This window comes from Kitasatospora sp. NPDC001527 (genome assembly GCF_040298605.1).
GTDB lineage: Bacteria > Actinomycetota > Actinomycetes > Streptomycetales > Streptomycetaceae > Kitasatospora.
This window is the reverse complement of record NZ_JBEPAM010000076.1, coordinates 11,741-27,597: the sequence shown is the minus strand read 5'-3', so window position 1 is coordinate 27,597 and position 15,857 is coordinate 11,741. Positions and strand designations below refer to the sequence as shown.

At 77.0% G+C, this 15,857-nt stretch carries 21 protein-coding genes; 9 read left to right on the top strand and 12 right to left on the bottom strand.

Going from position 1 to position 15,857, the window contains the following annotated elements; translation table 11 throughout:
* Positions 1-47: 47 nt before the first annotated feature.
* A complete protein-coding gene (locus tag ABT238_RS36650) occupies positions 48-560 on the bottom strand; it encodes an ATP-binding protein (protein ID WP_350805905.1) in 513 nt (170 codons plus the stop codon).
* 9 nt (positions 561-569) lie between these two features.
* Positions 570-1,049, bottom strand: coding sequence for an STAS domain-containing protein (locus ABT238_RS36645; RefSeq protein WP_350565668.1), 480 nt, complete (start codon positions 1,047-1,049; stop codon positions 570-572).
* 252 nt (positions 1,050-1,301) lie between these two features.
* Between ABT238_RS36645 and ABT238_RS36640 the strand changes: the two genes are divergently transcribed.
* From ABT238_RS36640 to ABT238_RS36630, 3 genes are all read left to right on the top strand, one after another.
* Positions 1,302-1,838: a DUF6328 family protein gene (locus ABT238_RS36640; RefSeq protein WP_350565666.1), complete on the top strand. Its 537-nt coding sequence runs from the start codon at positions 1,302-1,304 to the stop codon at positions 1,836-1,838.
* Positions 1,839-1,937: 99 nt separating this feature from the next.
* Entirely contained in the window at positions 1,938-2,111 is a 174-nt protein-coding gene (locus tag ABT238_RS36635) for a CsbD family protein (RefSeq protein WP_350565664.1), read from the top strand.
* Positions 2,112-2,164: 53 nt separating this feature from the next.
* The gene (locus ABT238_RS36630) at positions 2,165-2,395 is read left to right on the top strand and encodes a hypothetical protein (RefSeq protein ID WP_350565663.1); all 231 of its coding nucleotides are present in this window, start codon (positions 2,165-2,167) and stop codon (positions 2,393-2,395) included.
* A gap of 258 nt (positions 2,396-2,653) precedes the next feature.
* Here the strand turns inward: ABT238_RS36630 and ABT238_RS36625 are convergent, their stop codons facing one another.
* Positions 2,654-3,229, bottom strand: coding sequence for a type 1 glutamine amidotransferase domain-containing protein (locus tag ABT238_RS36625; protein WP_350805895.1), 576 nt, complete (start codon positions 3,227-3,229; stop codon positions 2,654-2,656).
* A 212-nt stretch (positions 3,230-3,441) separates the two neighbouring features.
* Between ABT238_RS36625 and ABT238_RS36620 the strand changes: the two genes are divergently transcribed.
* Positions 3,442-3,639: a hypothetical protein gene (locus ABT238_RS36620; RefSeq protein ID WP_350805890.1), complete on the top strand. Its 198-nt coding sequence runs from the start codon at positions 3,442-3,444 to the stop codon at positions 3,637-3,639.
* A 48-nt stretch (positions 3,640-3,687) separates the two neighbouring features.
* Here the strand turns inward: ABT238_RS36620 and ABT238_RS36615 are convergent, their stop codons facing one another.
* Both ABT238_RS36615 and ABT238_RS36610 read right to left on the bottom strand, forming a co-directional pair.
* Positions 3,688-4,113, bottom strand: coding sequence for a hypothetical protein (locus tag ABT238_RS36615; protein ID WP_350805885.1), 426 nt, complete (start codon positions 4,111-4,113; stop codon positions 3,688-3,690).
* A 289-nt stretch (positions 4,114-4,402) separates the two neighbouring features.
* Positions 4,403-4,861 carry an SRPBCC family protein gene (locus ABT238_RS36610; RefSeq protein WP_350565656.1) on the bottom strand — a complete coding sequence of 153 codons (459 nt, stop codon included), beginning with the start codon at positions 4,859-4,861 and terminating at the stop codon, positions 4,403-4,405.
* Between the two features lie 180 nt (positions 4,862-5,041).
* Between ABT238_RS36610 and ABT238_RS36605 the strand changes: the two genes are divergently transcribed.
* Positions 5,042-5,266, top strand: a complete 225-nt coding sequence (locus ABT238_RS36605) for a hypothetical protein (protein ID WP_350565655.1) — start codon at positions 5,042-5,044, stop codon at positions 5,264-5,266.
* 60 nt (positions 5,267-5,326) lie between these two features.
* On the opposite strand, the gene ABT238_RS36600 is transcribed toward ABT238_RS36605, so the two are convergent.
* Together ABT238_RS36600 and ABT238_RS36595 are read right to left on the bottom strand one after the other, a co-directional pair.
* Complete coding sequence (locus ABT238_RS36600) at positions 5,327-5,563, bottom strand: DUF6296 family protein (protein WP_350805878.1); 237 nt, start codon at positions 5,561-5,563, stop codon at positions 5,327-5,329.
* A 147-nt stretch (positions 5,564-5,710) separates the two neighbouring features.
* A complete protein-coding gene (locus ABT238_RS36595) occupies positions 5,711-6,685 on the bottom strand; it encodes a DUF5133 domain-containing protein (protein WP_350565651.1) in 975 nt (324 codons plus the stop codon).
* Between the two features lie 297 nt (positions 6,686-6,982).
* Here ABT238_RS36595 and ABT238_RS36590 point away from each other — a divergent pair, with 297 nt between their 5' ends.
* Positions 6,983-7,882 carry a Rieske (2Fe-2S) protein gene (locus ABT238_RS36590; RefSeq protein WP_350565650.1) on the top strand — a complete coding sequence of 300 codons (900 nt, stop codon included), beginning with the start codon at positions 6,983-6,985 and terminating at the stop codon, positions 7,880-7,882.
* A 40-nt stretch (positions 7,883-7,922) separates the two neighbouring features.
* On the opposite strand, the gene ABT238_RS36585 is transcribed toward ABT238_RS36590, so the two are convergent.
* Positions 7,923-8,954: a hypothetical protein gene (locus ABT238_RS36585; protein WP_350805872.1), complete on the bottom strand. Its 1,032-nt coding sequence runs from the start codon at positions 8,952-8,954 to the stop codon at positions 7,923-7,925.
* Positions 8,955-9,242: 288 nt separating this feature from the next.
* Positions 9,243-9,971 (bottom strand): GNAT family N-acetyltransferase, encoded by a 729-nt coding sequence (locus ABT238_RS36580; protein WP_350805869.1) that lies wholly within the window; start codon positions 9,969-9,971, stop codon positions 9,243-9,245.
* 103 nt (positions 9,972-10,074) lie between these two features.
* Here ABT238_RS36580 and ABT238_RS36575 point away from each other — a divergent pair, with 103 nt between their 5' ends.
* Positions 10,075-10,725: a HemK2/MTQ2 family protein methyltransferase gene (locus ABT238_RS36575; RefSeq protein ID WP_350565644.1), complete on the top strand. Its 651-nt coding sequence runs from the start codon at positions 10,075-10,077 to the stop codon at positions 10,723-10,725.
* A 52-nt stretch (positions 10,726-10,777) separates the two neighbouring features.
* Complete coding sequence (locus ABT238_RS36570; protein WP_350565642.1) at positions 10,778-10,993, top strand: CDGSH iron-sulfur domain-containing protein; 216 nt, start codon at positions 10,778-10,780, stop codon at positions 10,991-10,993.
* Here the strand turns inward: ABT238_RS36570 and ABT238_RS36565 are convergent.
* Both ABT238_RS36565 and ABT238_RS36560 read right to left on the bottom strand, forming a co-directional pair.
* Complete coding sequence (locus ABT238_RS36565; RefSeq protein WP_350565640.1) at positions 10,958-11,980, bottom strand: iron-containing redox enzyme family protein; 1,023 nt, start codon at positions 11,978-11,980, stop codon at positions 10,958-10,960. The genes ABT238_RS36570 and ABT238_RS36565 overlap by 36 nt on opposite strands.
* A 794-nt stretch (positions 11,981-12,774) precedes the next feature.
* Positions 12,775-13,932 (bottom strand): baeRF2 domain-containing protein, encoded by a 1,158-nt coding sequence (locus tag ABT238_RS36560; RefSeq protein ID WP_350805858.1) that lies wholly within the window; start codon positions 13,930-13,932, stop codon positions 12,775-12,777.
* A gap of 222 nt (positions 13,933-14,154) precedes the next feature.
* On the opposite strand from ABT238_RS36560, the gene ABT238_RS36555 reads away from it, so the two are divergent.
* Entirely contained in the window at positions 14,155-15,042 is an 888-nt protein-coding gene (locus ABT238_RS36555; protein ID WP_350565637.1) for a 4Fe-4S domain-containing protein, read from the top strand.
* Positions 15,043-15,148: 106 nt separating this feature from the next.
* Here ABT238_RS36555 and ABT238_RS36550 read toward each other — a convergent pair whose 3' ends face one another.
* Positions 15,149-15,829, bottom strand: a complete 681-nt coding sequence (locus tag ABT238_RS36550) for an HAD family hydrolase (RefSeq protein ID WP_350805851.1) — start codon at positions 15,827-15,829, stop codon at positions 15,149-15,151.
* Positions 15,830-15,857: the final 28 nt, after the last annotated feature.

The following is a 15,857-nucleotide window of genomic DNA, read 5'->3' as shown; positions in this document are numbered from 1 at the left end:
ACGCCCGCCGGGTACTGCATCGGCCCGGACTCGCCGGGCCCCACGACTCACGTGCCCCGGGCGCCGGCCGGTCCGCGCCGGCCCAGCGGTCCGCGGTGGTTCAGCGGCGAGGGCACCTCCAGCCAGACCGACTTGCCCGCTCCCTCGGGCCGCGAGCCCCAGGCGCGGGCGAGCCGGTCCACCACGCGCAGCCCGTGCCCGCCGGGCCGCCCGGGGTCGGCGAACGGGCGCAGCCGCGGCGGCTGCGGGCTGGCGTCGCTGACCTCGACCCGCAGCCTCCGGGTGTCCCAGCTCAGCCGCAGCTCCCGCGGGCCGCCGGGGGCGTGCAGGCAGGCGTTGGTGACGAGTTCGGAGACCATCAGCAGGACGTCCTCGAAGACGGCCACCTGCTCGTCGTCGGGCCAGTGTCCGCCGTCCACGGCCAGCCAGTGCCAGTCCAGCAGCGCCTGGCGGCTGAAGTCGCGCGACCGCTGCACCGCGCCCTGTGCTCCGCTCAGCGCGAGCCGCCGGGTCCGGTCCCGGTCGGGCTCGGGCGCCGGGGCGGCGCCGGGGCCGGCCATCACCGCACCTCAGGCTTCGCCGGTGACGGCCGGGCCCCCGTCCGGCCCCGGCCCGTCCGGTGGCGGCCGGTCCGCCGCCAGGGCGACGGCGACGCTGGGATGGATCCGCAGCACGGTGTCCGCGCCGGTGACGGCGAGCAGGCGCGCGACGGCGGGGCGCGGCCCGGCGACCTCCAGCCGGACGCCGGTCGGCTCGGCCTCCTGCCGGGCCCGCAGCAGGACGTTCAGGCCGGTGGAGTCGCAGAAGCGCAGATCGGCGAGGTCGACCAGGATCCGCGCGAGCCCCTCCTCCCCCGGTCCGGCCAGGGCGGCGCGCAGCCCGTCGGCCGAGTCGTGGTCCAGTTCTCCCCCGACGGCGACGATCCGCACCGGTCCGGCGCGGCGTACCGCGACCCGCAGCTCGCCCGGCCGGTAGGCGTCGGGCGGCTCGTCCTCCCGGCCCGCCGCACCGTCCCCCGCGTCCCCCGTGCCCCCGGCGGAGTGCTGCATGGCTGGCTCCCGGTCCGGTCGGAACGGCCTCGTACCGTCCAGACCATGATGCCGCGCGGCGCCGTGCGTCGCGCGGACGGTGGAGACCGCCTGCGCCGCGACGGGGCACGGCGGTGTCCGGGTCGTCGTCTCGTCCACAGCCCGCGTTTGCCCTGCCCCGGCCCGGCTACACGTACCTGCGGGCCCCGCCGGCGGGACGATCCGGTCCGGGACGGCGGAAAGGGGGCTGCGGACGGGACGGAGGTGGGCCGGATGGCAGCGGGGACGACGGGCCGCGACGACACCTCCCCGGCCCGGAGCGGACGGGACGAGACCCCGGAGGAACGGGCGGACCGCCGCTGGGGCGATCTGCTCCAGGAGGTCCGGGTCGCGCAGACCGGCTCGCAGGTGCTGTTCGGCTTCCTGCTGAGCGTGGTCTTCATGCCGCGCTTCGCCCAGCTGGGCGACTTCGACCGGGGCCTGTACGTCGTCACCGTGGTCCTCGGGGCGCTGGCCACCGGCTCGCTCGCCGCACCGGTCTCCTACCACCGGCTCTTCGCCGGCCGCCGGCTCAAGCCGCAGCTGGTCGTCGCCGCCGGGCGGCTGGTCGCGATCGGGCTGGTGCTGCTGGCGCTCACCATCGGCTCGGCGCTGCTCCTGCTGCTGCGGGTGGCCACCGGCAGCGCGGCGGCCGCCTGGATCGCGGGCGCGGTGATGGCCTGGTACGCCGCGTGCTGGCTGCTGCTTCCGGTGATCCACCTGCACCTGCACCGGCACGACGGCCGGGGCGGGCGCCCGCCGGCCTGCTGAGCGGCGCCGTCGCACCGGGCGACGCATGAAGCGGCCGGTCCGGGGCACACGCGACACGGGCGGGCACCGGCCCGCCCGTGTCGAACGGAGGCGAACACCATGGCGACCGACGACAAGGTGCGGAACATGGCCGAGAAGGCCCGCGGCAAGGCCAAGGAGGCTGCCGGCCGGGCCACCGGTGACCGGACGATGGAGGCCAAGGGCCGTGGCACCCAGATGAAGAGCGACGTCAAGCAGGCCGCGGAGAAGCTCAAGGACGCGGCCAAGGACTGACGCCGGTCACGGCACCGCGACGACGCAGCGCAGACCGACGGAGGTGGCTGGCCATGACCGACCCGGAGCACCGCACCCGTGAACCCCGGGACCCGCCCGTACGGACCGAGACGCCCGAGTCCCGGATGACCGGCGAGGGCGGTCCGCCGCCGGAGCACGAGGAGCGCAAGGGATCGGCCGACGGTCCGGAGTACGCGCGGACCGAGCCGGCGGAGCAGGAGGAAGGGGAACCCGCCCCCGACCGGCCGCCGGGCGAGGCCGCGCCGCAGGAACCGCCGGACTGATCCGGCACCCCGCCCTTCGCCGCAGGCCGGACGGACGATCACACGATCCCGTCCGCCTGCGGCGAACGGGTGCTTCCGCCCCGGCGATCGCGCGGCGGTACACGTGGGGCCGCACCGCGCCGCTTCGGGCGCGGTGCGGCCCCAGGCGATCGGGGGGTGAGCAGCTGCGCACGGCCCGTCATCGAGGCCCGTGACGGCGAACTCACCGTGCACCGCATCGCCCGCGCCCACGCGACGGGAGGCCCCTCCCCGGCGGCGCTACCCGGCCCGGCCGCCCGCCGGGACGGCGCGGCGCAGCGCGGCGTCGATGCCCCGGATGAACGCTTCGAGGTCGCCCGGGTTGCGGGAGGTGACCAGGGGCCAGCCGCCGCTGTCGTCCTCCACCAGCGGCTCGTCCGTCCAGGCGGCGCCCGCGTTGGTGAGATCGGTGCGCAGCGACGGGTAGGAGGTCAGCCGCTTGCCGTCGGCGACGCCCGCCTCGGCGAGCAGCCAGGGGCCGTGGCAGATGGCGGCGATCGGGCGGCCGGTGCCGCTGAAGGCGCGCACCAGCTCGACGGCCTCGTCCTGGAGCCGGAGGGTGTCGGCGTTGATCGTGCCGCCGGGGATCAGCAGCAGGTCGTAGTCGGCGGCGTCCACCTCGCCGAGGGTGTGGGTGGGGCGGACCGTCTCGCCGGGGTCCTTGTCCCCCACCAGGGTGCGGATGTCGTCCTGTTCGACGGCGGCGATGTCGACCTGGACGCCGTCGTCGCGCAGGTGGCGCAGCGGGACGAGGAGTTCGTCCTGCTCCGCGCCGTAGTTGGTGACGATGGCCAGGGCCTTGCTGTCGCGGGTCATGGTCCGTTCTCCTCCTGGTCGGCCGGCTCCCGGTGCGGGAGGCGGTGGGCAGGGCTCGGCGGCCCCCGGCGCGGGCGGGTACCCGGAACGGCGCCCGGTATGCGCGCCGGACGGGCGGATCGCGGCGGGGTGCGGGTGTGGGCGGCCCCGGCGCCGGGTAGCCGCAGGCCACCGGCGGGCACGGCGCCCGGCGCGGACCGAAGGGAGCAGGGGTGAGTGCCAGACGACGCTCGTGGGCCGTCAGCGTGAACCAGGCGGCCGGACGGCCGGAGGGGGCTCCGGCCCGGGATTCCGGACCACGGCGCGAGGGCGCGGAGCAGGAGGAGCGCCCGACGGTGTCGGACGCCCCGGCGCAGGTCGAGGAGGGGGGCGGCTCCGAGCCGCCCGCCGCCGACCGCGCGGCGCCGTGACGCGGCCCCGGCACCCGGGCACCGGCCGGGCCGGGTCCTGCCCCGCCGTCAGTCGTCCGCGCCGGGGTGGCCGTAGCGGCTGCGCCATTCGCGGGCACGCTCGTTGTGCCAGTCCACCCCGCGCTGCGCCTGGTCCTCGGACAGGCCGCTGAGCGCGGCGACCAGGCTGAGCGGCACCGGCTCGTCGTAGTCGGCGAGCGTGCGGCAGACCTTGGCCGCCCACTGCTCCTCGTCGACGAACGGCCGGTGGCGGTAGACGTCGACCAACGCGGCCAGGTGCTCGGCCGAGCAGGCGGTGACCACCCGCCTGCCGTCGAGGCCGGGGTCGATGGCATGGACGGCGGAGGAGTCCGGGACGAGCGCGCCGAGCAGGTCCTCGCCCAGGACGACCGAGCCGCAGTGGTCGCAGAGGTCGTACTCCCGCGCGTCGTGCGCGCCGGGTCCGCCGTCCGCCGGGGGTTCGTCGTGGTCCACGCCCGGCGCCTACCCGGCGGACGCCCGGGCAAGCGGGCCGGTCCGGGACGGCATCGCCAGGCAGACGCGCGGAGGGGCCGGCGTCGGGCTTCGAGGACCGCGAGGGCACCGCGTCGGACCGCACCGGGTGGCCCGGGCTGGTCCCGGAGGAGGCGGAGGGCGCCACCGGCGAGCAGGACGCCGAGGGCGACGTCCACCGAACCGGCCGAGGCCGCGACGGCCACGCCGGAGGCCCCGGGCCCCCCGTTCGGGGGACCCGGGGCCGCTGCCGTGCGGACCGCGCCCGGGCTCAGCCGGGAGTGATGCGGCCCCGCCAGCCTCCCTCCTCACGCCCCCGCTCCTCGATGAAGTCCTTGAACCTCCGCAGGTCGCCCTTGACCCGCCGGTCGACCATGCCCAGGGCGGAGCCGGCCTTCTCGGCCATGCCCTCGGGCCGGAAGTCGATGGCCAGGTTGACCCGGGTGTGCGCGTCGTCGATGCGCTGGAAGCTGACGACGCCCTTCTGGTCCACCCCGCCGTCGACGGTCCGCCAGGCGATCCGCTCGTCCGGCAGCTGGTCGACGATCTCGGTGTCGAACTCGCGGGTGACCCCGCCGATGCTGGTCTGCCAGTGGTTGTGACGGTCGTCCAGCTGGGTCACGGAGTCGACCCCCTCCATGAACCGGGGGAACTCCTCGAACAGCGTCCACTGGTTGTACGCGGCGTGCAGCGGCACGTCGACGTCGACGGACTGCTTGACCATGCTCATCCGGTGCCTCCCTGCTGGGTGCGGCCGGGCCCTTCCCGGCCTCGACCGCGCGCCTGCCCCGCGCGCGCCGAGGTAACCGCCCCGGTTGCCGCAGAACCGTCCCACTGGGTGCCACCGGTGGCCGACCGGCGCGGCCCGGGATTGCATGGGAAGCCCGATCCCCTGCTCCGGGAGGCAGTCGTGTACGAGATGTGGGCCGAGTCCGATCCGGCGGTGGAACCGTCGGGTCTGGTGTGGCACGTGGTGTCGAAGGACGACGCGTCGACGGCGCTCTGCGGGCAGCTGCTGGAGCTGTCCCGCCGGGTGGTGCCGAACGGCCTGGACGGGCCGGCCGGCGTGCCCGACCGCTACTGCGATCCGTGCCTGGTGACGGTGCGCGAGACCATGGCGGCGGCCGCCCGCTGACACTGCCGGGGGCGTGCGCCGTTCGGTGCACGCCCCCGGCAGGTCGCGGGAGAGCCGTGACTAGGGCAGTGGCACGGCGTCCAGGCAGGGGTGCCGGGAGCTTCCGGCGGGGGCGGTCAGGACGGTGGCGATCCGGCCGGCGATCTCCACCCGGAGGTCGCCGTCGGCGCTGGCCCACACCGGCCTTCCGCCCGGGCCCAGGACATCGGTGGGGTGGACGACGACCACGGCCGGTGGCGCGTGTCCTCCGGTCGCGATCGGTACGGTCACCGCATAGCGGCGGTACGGGACGGTCATCGCCGCCTCCTAGGGTTCGGCCCCCGCCTGTCGATTGTCCGCACGACGGGCCCGGCCGCACCTCGGGGGGTCGTGTCGTCCCCGCGTGGCCCACTCCGGACGCCTGGCGGCTGCCCCGCAGCGCGACCGGCAAACCGCCGGCGCGGGTCAGTCCGGCTCCGCCACCGTACGGGCGTCCGGCCGCTCGCGCCCGGTCAGCCGGCGGGCCACCGCGGCGAGGTCGGTGTCCAGCCGCTGGGCCACTCCGGCGAGCAGCATGAGCGCGGTGTGCGGGGCCACCCCGTAGCGCTCCATCACCACGCCCATGGCCAGGCCGGTGGTGTGGCGCCGGTCCAGCAGGTCGGCCACCGTGCGGGCCAGCGCTGAGCGGTCCAGGGCGATCGAGGACTGGAGCGCGAGCGCCGAGACCAGCCGCAGGGCCGGGGGCTCGGGCTCCTCCGGGGAGAGCAGGTAGACGCTGAACGCGGTGCACCCGTGCGGGTGGGTCCGCAGGTGCGCCGCGACCACGGTGCGCACGCCGCAGCGGCGGGCGCGGTCGGTGAACCGCCCCGGCCGGCCCGGTTCGATCCGCACCACGACCTGTCCCTCGCCCTGGGCGCGGATCCGCGACAGCGGACCGGCCCCGGCCTCGCCCTGCACCCGTTCGAGTGCCAGGAGCTGCGGCGACCCCGCCGCCAGGGTGTGCACCGAGCCCTCGTCGTGCCAGGTGCTCACCGCCGCCCCGGCGCAGGCGGGCAGCGCCACCCGGGCCAGTTGGAGCACGTCGCCGAGGGTCGAGAACGACCGCGACCGGCCCTGCTCACGGGCGGCCAGCTCGCCGAGTTCCGCCAGCAGGCTCTCCGCCGGCGTCTCGCCCGGAGCCGAGCGCCGGCCCTGCCCGCCGTGCCCGTCATGCCCGCCCTGCCCGTCCGCGCCGGCACGGACTTCCTGGCGGCTGCGGCCGGCGTCGAGCAGTTCCCGGGCCCGGGTCACGGCGCGGGCGGCGTCCGCCTCGCCGGTGTAGACACCGATCGTGTAGCCGATGTCCCGCAGCCGCTGCCGGGCGTCGGACGACCGGTCCCCGGCCAGGGCGTCGTGCTCGGCGACCAGCCGTCGCAGCTCCGCGACATCCACCATGGACATGGCCACCTCCCGGTCATGTCCGCACAGTATGCCCACGCGACCACGGGGCGTCACGACGGCGCGGCCGAGCGGCCGCCGGACGGGGCGCGGACCCGCAGGGCGCGCGCGCCGCGCCGTCTGCGGACGCCCTCGACGCGGAGACCGGCTGGCCCACGCGCGCGCCGATCAGGGCCTCCACACAGGCGGCGCCGGGCCGTCCCACCCGTGCGGAACGGCCCGGACCGCTGACGGCCCCGGGCGAACGACCGGCATCCCGGACGGGGGTTTGGCCCTGCGCCGGTCGGCTAGGCGCCGGGTATGGACACTTCCTCCCACGACTTCCCGCAGAGCCGGCCGTGGTCCCGGCGGCTGCGCCGGGCCCTGGACGCGCCGGCCGACTGGCGCTTCCTGGACCGGGCCGCCGCGCCGCTGGCCGACGCGCTGAACGGCCTGCCCCTCGGCCGCTCCCGCGACCTGCTGCACGGCGTGTGGCTCGGCCACCCGCTGCACCCGGCGCTGGTCCAGCTGCCGATCGGCTGCTGGATCTCGGCGGAGATCCTGGACAGCCTGCCCGGCAACCGCCGGGCCGCGGGCGCCCTGGTCGCCGCCGGCCTGGCGACGGCCGGGCCGGCCGCCGCGGCGGGCTGGGCGGACTGGGCCCGGCTGGACCCGCCCCGGCAGCGCACCGGCCTGGTGCACGCCGCCGCCAACACCACCGGCGTCCTGATGTTCGCCTGCTCACTGCTGGCCCGCTGCCGCCACCGGCCGCTGCGGGGCCGGCTGCTCGGCCTGGCCGGGCTGACGGCGGTGTCGGTCGGCGGCGTGCTCGGCGGCCATCTGTCGTACCGGCAGGCCGCGGGCCCCAACCGGGCGGCGGCCGTGCAGCGGCTGGCGCCCCCGGACTGGATCGGGGTCGGGCCGGTCGAGGACTTTCCGCCGGGCGAGCCGGTCCGGCGCACGGTCGACGGGCTGGCGGTGGTCGTGGTGCACGGCGAGGACGACCGGTGGCACGTCCTCGCCGAGCGCTGCGCGCACCTGTCCGGCCCGCTGGCCGAGGGCACCGTGGTGGACGGGTGCCTGCGCTGCCCGTGGCACGGCAGCGAGTTCCGGCTGAGCGACGGCGAGGTCGAGCGGGGGCCGGCCACCGCGCCGCAGCCGGTGCTCCAGGCCCGGGCGCTCTCCGGACACCTGGAGATCCGCCGTCCCGGAGCGGGCTGAGAAGCGCCGCCGCACGCCCGCGGCCGTGCCCGGTACCCGGCTACTTCGGACTCCCCGTTGCCGTGGCGCCGGCACAGATGGGGCGGGTGCGGGCGGCGTAGGAGCGGGCGGCCACGACGAGGCCGATCCCCAGACCGCCGAAGGCCAGGCCGCCGAACCAGGCGAACCAGGTGATCCCCGAGCTGCTGGTGAACGGCGGGTCCGGCTTGATCCCGGGCAGCACACCGGCCGCCATGAGCGGGGCCATGACGAGGAGGACGACCCCGTACATCGCCAGCGGGACACCGGTCAGCCAGGCTGGAATCAGGGGCAGCAGGCGCGGGACCCGCCGCCCGGACAGGAACAGCGTCCAGCGCGGAAACACCTGCCCCCACACGTACAGCAGCCCCAGCAGCAGGAAGATCCCGACCGTCGCGGCCAGCACGGTGACGTCGATCCCCGCCGACGCGGTTGCCTTCGACGGACCCGACGCGCCGGCGACCGACGCCCTCTGCCAGTCATCACCCGCGACACCGAGCACGTCCCCGCCCAGCGTCCAGATGGTCTTGGTTCCCGCCCACGGCAGGAGTCCGCACATGAGCAGGTACACCGCGGCTCGGGTGCGCCCCGGGGCTCGGGAGGCGGCAGGGTGGGCGAGCGGGCCGTCGGCGGCGCCGGCGTGCGGCCACCCGCATCGCGGACAGGCTCCGCGCAGCCGCCGGCGGTACGACAGAGCGACCAGGAGCAGGAGGACGGCGCCCGCCGTGTTCAGCAGCACCTGGGCCAGCCCGGTGGCGCTCTCGATCCCCGAGAGCGTTGCCATCGTCACGACATAGATCGGCAGCCCGTTCGTTCCCACGACGAACACCGCCAGCGCCACGCTCAGCACCGTCGCCACCGCGACCCGGCCGGCCTTGGCGAGCGTTCGGGTGCCGGCCAGGCAGGCACCGGCGGCCAGGAGCGCGAGGGCCGCCAGGAAGAGCTGGACCCCCGGCGCGTACGCGGAGTGTTCCTTCCACTGCACGGTGGTGCCCGTCACCGCCCAGGTGGCCTCGACAGCGGCGTACGACGCGCCCCAGGAGGCGGCTGCCACGGGCGCCCACACGGGCCACCGCCGCCACCACACCACCCGCCCCCGCCTCGCGGTCGGCGGCTCGGAAACGCCACCTGCCTCAGAGTTCGCAGCAACAGCCACCGTGACCCCCGTACCTCCGGATTGCCGACGCTCCAGGATTCCGCGTCACCCGCGCCGGTCACATCCATCCCACGGATCATCCGGCTTCCCCCGCGCGGGGGAAGCCGGATCGTGAGGGTCGGCCCACCGGAGAACCGCGGGTGCGGTGCGCCGACCGCTGTCGTGACGGCAAACCCGACCTCCCGCTCAGGTCGGCTCGACGCTGAGCTGGACGCCGAGTTCGGTGAATCCGAGGCCGGCGGCCACCCTGCGCGATGCCGGGACCCGGGCGCGCCACTGCGGCAGCAGGTCCCGGGCGAGGGCGTGCCGCACCGCCGCGGAGGCGGCCGCCCGGGCGAGGCCCTCGCCCCGCCGGTCGGGCGCGGTCAGCACGGCCAGGTGGGCCGTGTCCGCCGGCCAGCGGCGGTAGCCGGCCGCGGCGACGCCCCGGCCGTCCGCCCCACGGACGACGAACGCGGGCGAGGTGATCTCGTCGAGGCCCGCCTCGTCGGCGTCCGCCGTCCCGGCGTCGCGTTCGAGGGCGGCCAGATCCGGGTGCCCGGGCGGGAGTTCCCGCACGTCCGGCCGCCCCGCCGGTTCAACCGGGCGGAAGGCGGCCGGCGAGGCGTAGGCGAGCGCCGCCGGCCCGAGGACCCGGCCCGCCGGGAACAGGTCCGTGATCGCCGCGGGCCCGGCCGGCTCGTCGGCGCGCCTGCCGGCCACGGCCGTTCGGATCAGGGCCGCGGCCTCCTCGGTCGGCGCCGTCACCAGGGCGGCCCCGCCCAGGACCACGATGCCCACCCATCCGGGCGGGCCGATCCGCGACCCGGGAGAGACCACCACGCCGATGTCGCCCCGCGTACCGAACGCGACCGGCCGCGCCGCGAGTTCCTGCCACAGGGCCCGTGCCCTGGTCACCGGAGAATCGTCCGCCATGGCCCGATCCTGCCAGGGGCGGCGGTCCGTCCGGCAGGGTCCGTCCGGCAGGAGTCCGTGCGGCCGGGGGTGTGGAGCGGGCCTGGCGGGGCAGCCGCTCGGCATGCTGCTGATCAGACCGCCCGGGGTCTACCCGCCCCAGGGCGACACCGATCTCCTGGTCTCCTGTCTGCGCCGCGAGCCGCTCGGCGCGGCCAGCCGGGTGCTGGACCTCGGGACCGGGACGGGCGTGGTGGCGCTGGCCGCCGCGCGGACGGGTGCCCGGGTGACCGCGGTGGACCTCTCGACGCGCGCCCTGCTCGCGGCCTGGCTCAACACCCGCCTGCACCACCGGCGCGTCGAGCTGCGCCGAGGTGACCTCACCGGCCCCGTCGGCGGGCGGCACTTCGACCTGGTGACCGCCAATCCGCCGTACGTGCCCACCGAGGCGCCCGGCCGCCCGGTGGGTGCGGCGCTCGCCTGGGACGCCGGACCGGACGGGCGGCTCGTGCTGGACCGGATCTGCCGGGACGCACCGCGGCTGCTGGCCGCACGCGGGGTCCTGCTGCTGGTGCAGTCCTCCCTCGCGGGAGTGCCGAAGACGCTCGCCGCGCTGCGCGGCGCGGGGCTGGCGGCGGCCGTGGTGGCCCGCCGGCGGCAGGCCTTCGGGCCGGTGATGACGGAGCGGGCCGGGCTGTTCGAACGGCTGGGGCTGATCGGGGCGGGTGTCCGCGAGGAGGAGCTGGTGGTGGTGCGCGGTGTCCGGAAGCACTGAACCAGGACCGAGGAGCGCCGAACCGGGGAGCACCGGGCGTTCACCGGTGCGGGTGACGGTCCTGGCGGAGGGCCCGATCCTGGTGGAGGGCCCGGTCGAGGTGACCGGCCCCGACGGCGTGGTGCGGCTGTGCGAGCGGCCCGTGGTGGCGCTCTGCGCGTGCCGGCGCAGCCGGCACCGCCCGTTCTGCGACACCAGCCACCGCCGGCACGCCCGCCCCGCCGGGAACCGCTCAGCCGGAACCGGTGGGAGCGTCGGGCAGGGGTGAGCGCAGCGAGCTGCGCCCGGCCCGCCAGTGGCCCAGCAGGTGGGCGGCGAACCGGTCGTCCACCGCCCCGGTGGCCGCCAGGCCGAAGGCGATGTCCCAGGCCAGCTCGGGTTCGGCGGCCGTCAGCTCGTCGATCACCCCGTGCCGGACCAGCTGCTCGTGCACCGCGTCCGCCTCGACGTGCTCGCGGTAGAACAGGGTGCCGTCCTCCCCCGCCCCCAGGCGCTTCAGGGCGGCGGCCAGCCGGGCGGCGCCCGGCGAGGAGGTGATCTCGATGGTGGCGAACTGGCCGACGGCCGCGCCGCGCAGCGCCCGGTGCAGGCCGAACAGCATCATCAGGTTGACCACCGCCAGCGTCGGCGCGGGCACCGCGTCGAGGTAGTGGCCGTAGGCCGTCTCCAGGCCGAGATCGGCCATCATCCGGGCGAACAGCAGCGCGTGGGCGTTCTCGGGCCGTCCGGCGCCGTACTCGTCGAAGAGGACGGTCGTCAGCGCCGCCTGGGCCGGCCCGTGGATCCGGGGCAGTAGCCACAGCTGCGGGTCGGCCTCCTTGAGGTGGTAGACGGAGCGGTGCACCACGTACTCCCGGGCCTGCCAGCGCTCGCCCTCCGCCTCCAGGTAGGCGGCCGGGCCGCCGTCACCGGCGGCGGTCAGCAGGCGCTCCACGGCCGCGGCGAGCGGCGGCACGGGCCCGGCCTCGTCCCGGACGGCGGCGAGGAACGGACGTTCCAGGGAGCGCCGCAGGGTGAGCAGCCCTGGGTCCCACTCCCAGCCGGGGTGGACGCCGGGCAGGCCCCGGTCGTGCAGTTCGTAGCAGAGGTGGAGCGCGAGCTGGTGGTCCTCGCCCCAGGGGTCGTCGCCGCGGGCCGCGTCCGCCCACGGCCTGCTGTCCGGGGCGAGCAGACGGCCGGCGCCGGGCGGGCCGGCGGTGACCAGGGCGAGGACGGCTTCGGAGAGCGGCCCGCGCGGGGCCGGTGCCCGCCTCATCGCCCGCTCCCGGTGCCGGCCGGGCGCCGCGGCGGTACGGCGGCGCACCCGGGATGCGGCAGCCGTCCGCCGACGGGGCGAGCGTTCCGTGTCCGCGGGTCCATGCTCTCCGCCTCCTCCGCGTCGATTCTCCGGGTCCGGCCGGGCGGCTTCCCCGGATCCGCCCGATCGAACCTGCGCCGCCCGACCGGGCGATCCGGGCCGCGCACGGAGACCGACCTGACCGTGCCGTCCGGCGTGTCCACGGGTTCTCGGGCCGGCCCGCCGCCACGTTCCGGGCCAAGCGCTCACGAACCACCCCGCCGGCCGCCGCCCCGGGCGGGCGGGGGCGCCCGCGCCGCGTTCCTCCTCACCAGCACCGAACAGCGGGAGCTCCGCACCCTCGACCTCACCGACACCGGCCCCGACACCTCCACCGACCGCCGGGCGGGCCTCTGCGTCGAGCCCACCTCGTCGTCGAGGACATCGACGCCCACGGCGTCAACGGGGCCGACGTCGAGGATCCGGACCCGAACGGCGGAATCCTCTTCACGGCCGGCTCACCCGCGCGCGCGGCCGGCTCCGTGAAGGCCGGCGTGGACGGGAGCACCGACGACCACTTCGGGAGTCCGTTTCCGAACCCGCCCGGCATCGGTGCTGATCAGTCGAGTCGAGCTGAGGCCCGACCGGCGTCCGGGGCTCCCGGAGCCCACCAGCCCGGCGGCAGCGGACTGGTCGCACGGCCGGCCCCGGCCGAGGGTCCCCCGCACCCCTCGGCCGCACCCCGCGACGGACGGTGCGCCGGGCACGGTCGCTCACTCCTGCCAGCGCAGCACGGCCCCGAGGCCGCCGGCCGGGCCGGGGACGTCCGCGGGGACGGCCAGCGCGTCGGCCCCGGCGGCGACGGCGCAGCGCAGCAGGGCGTCGGCGGCCGGGGCCCGGTCCGGGCCGGCGACGCCCATGCTGCGGACGTCGTTGCGCTGGACGCCGACCTGTTCGGGCGCGGGGCCGACCCACACCTGGCGGTCCTGGTCGTGGCCGCCCTCCTGGACGAGCAGGGTGGCGAGCCGGTGCTGCCGGGCGGCGTCGACCACGGCCGGCACGCCCTGGGCGGCGGCGCCGGGGGCGGTCTGGACGCCTTCGGCGGTCTCGCCGTGCTCGCCGGGCCGGCCGACGCCGGTGCGGAAGGCGTCCAGCGCGCTGTCCAGGCGGCGGCCGCGGTGGGCGCTCCAGGCTTCGGCCAGCCGGCGGTCGAAGGCCTCGCGGGAGGTGCCGGCCGCCCGGCCTCCGCCGTCGATCCCGACGGTGTCGGAGCGCAGCTGCTGCGGCAGCCGCTGGTGGACGGCCCGGCGTTCGCGGGGGTCGCCGGTGAGGACGAGCAGTTGGGCGCCGCTGTCCGGCCAGATCCGGGCGAGGTGGTCGGCGATGATGCCGGCGGTGCGCTCCCAGGCGTCCTCGCGGCGGTGCCGGTAGTGCCACTCGTAGCGGTCGGCGGGCGGGGCGCGGTGGCCGCGGCCCTGCCACTGGGGTGCGTCGACGGTACCGGCGGGCGCGGTGCGGCCGAGGTCGCGCAGTTCGAGGTCGGCCCCGGTCCGGTCGACGGTGGCGATCAGGCAGGCGGCGGCGGTGTCGCCGAGCAGCCCGAGCAGGGGCGCGGTGTGCGGCAGGGGCGCCCAGGTGGCGTCGACGTCGGGCGGTGAGGCGGCGAGCGGGACGTCCAGCGCGACCTCGCCGCCGGTGGCGAAGACGGCACGGCCCTGGGGCGAGCCGGAGACCGCCTGCGCCGCCAGGTGCTCGCGGACGGCGGTGCGGGTGGCCTCGTCGGCGCCGAGGCCGGCCAGCCGGCGGACGGCGGCGCGGTCGATGAGCGCGCGGCGCTGGGCGGCGTCCTCGGTGGCGCGGGAGGTGTCGAGGTAGACGGAGGCCCAGGGGCCGGGTCGTTCGAGGAGCGGGGCGAGGAAGGCGAGCTGCATGACGGTCTCCCCGGTTCGGGTGGGTTCCGCCGCGCGCCTGCCCCCGTGCCGTCGGCGGGTCACCCCGGCACCGCGCGGGCCCCCGGACGGGCGGACCCGTCCGGATCTCCAGTATCGCGGGCCGCGGCCCGACGGGGCGACCGCCGGGCCCGGGCCCCACGAGGTGACGCGTGATAGTCATGGGGACGTCAATCGCCACCGGCCCGCGCGGAGGACCACGCCATGACCGAGCATTCGACCGGCACCGACTGGCACGTCGATCACCGCTGCACCGACTGCGACGTCGCCCGGCAGCTCGCGCCGGGGCTGATCGCCCGGGTCGACGGACGCTCGGCGGTCGTCCGCCAGCCCCGTACCGAGGCGGAGGAGAGGGCGCTGCACGCCGCGGCGTTCGCCTGCCCCTCCCGGTCGGTCCGGCACGGCGCACGCGCGCCGCAGCCGGACCTCGACCCCTTCCCGCTGCGCCTCGCCGAGCACGTGTACCTGTGCGGGCACAACTCGCCGCACACCGCCGGAGCGAATTCCTATCTGCTGCGCCGGCCGGCCGGAAATCTGATGATGATCGACACTCCCCGCTGGAGTTCCGCGCTGGCCACGAGATACGCCGCCATCGGCCCGGTCACCGACGTACTGCTCACCCATCGCGACCACGCCGCGCACGGCCGCGCGTACGCCGACCGGTTCGGCGCCCGGCTGTGGATCCACGCGTCGGACCTGGCCGCCGCGCCCGACGCCGACCGGGTCCTGCGGGGCACCGAGCCGGTGGGGATCGCCGACGGCGTGACGGCGCACCCGCTGCCCGGGCACACCGAGGGCAGCGTGCTGTACCTCGCCGACGGGACGTACTGCTTCAGCGGCGACAGCTTCTACTGGTCCCGCACCGACGGCGACGTCGCCGTCGCCGAGTCGGTCACCTGGTACTCCATCACCGAACTGGCCGCGTCGCTGGCCCGTACGGCACCACGGATCCGCTTCGCTTGGCTGCTGCCCGGCCACGGCGACCGCAAGCGGCTGCCGGCCGACGAGTTCGGCCGCCGGATGCGCGACCTGGCCGCCCGCACCGCGAAGCTCCCGCCGCGGCCGATCGACTTCACCGCACTGCGCTGGTGACCCGCCGGCCGAGCGGCCTGTCCTCGGCGAGGACCAGCGGCTGCGGGCAGGGGTGTTCACGCCGGGTGGCCGACGGACCGGGACGAGCGGGGTGGCGCGGGCGGTGTCAGTCCGGCAGTGGCGGGCGGCCGAGCAGGCTGGCGTCCAGCGCGGCCAGCAGCTCCCCGGTGTCGGCGTGGACCTCGGCGGCCCCGGCGCCGAGGAGGTCCTGGGCGGAGTGACCGCCGCTCTCGACGGCCACGCACGGCATGCCGGCGCGGGCCGCCGCGGTGACGTCCCAGAGCGTGTCGCCGACGAACAGCGCCTGCCCGGGGGTGCTGTCGGCCCGGTCGAGGGCGGCCCGGACGAGGTCGGGCTCGGGTTTGGTGGCGGCGACGTCGTCGGCGGTGGTGACGGCGGCGATCACCTCGTCGGCGTCCAGCACGGCGCGCAGCGCGGTCAGTTCGCGTTCGGAGGCGGAACTGGCCAGCACCACCCGCCAGCCCCGGCGGGCACAGGAGCGCAGCAGCTCGGCAGCCTCGGGCAACGGCCGCACCACGGGCCAGTACCGGGCGTAGAGGGCGTCGTGGGCGGCCGTGACGGCCTCGTCCTCGTCCCGGTCGCGGTCCTCGCCGAGCAGGTGATCGAGCAGCCGGTCGGCGCCCATGCCGATGGCGCGGTGCACCCGGGCGGCGGGGACGGTGTGGTCGTACTGGCGCAACGCCTCCCACCAGGCGAGGGTGTGCAGGTAGGTGGTGTCGAGCAGCGTTCCGTCGACGTCGAAGAGCGCAGCCGGGCTGGTGGTCATGAGGTCCTCCTGGGGAGCGGGCAAGGGA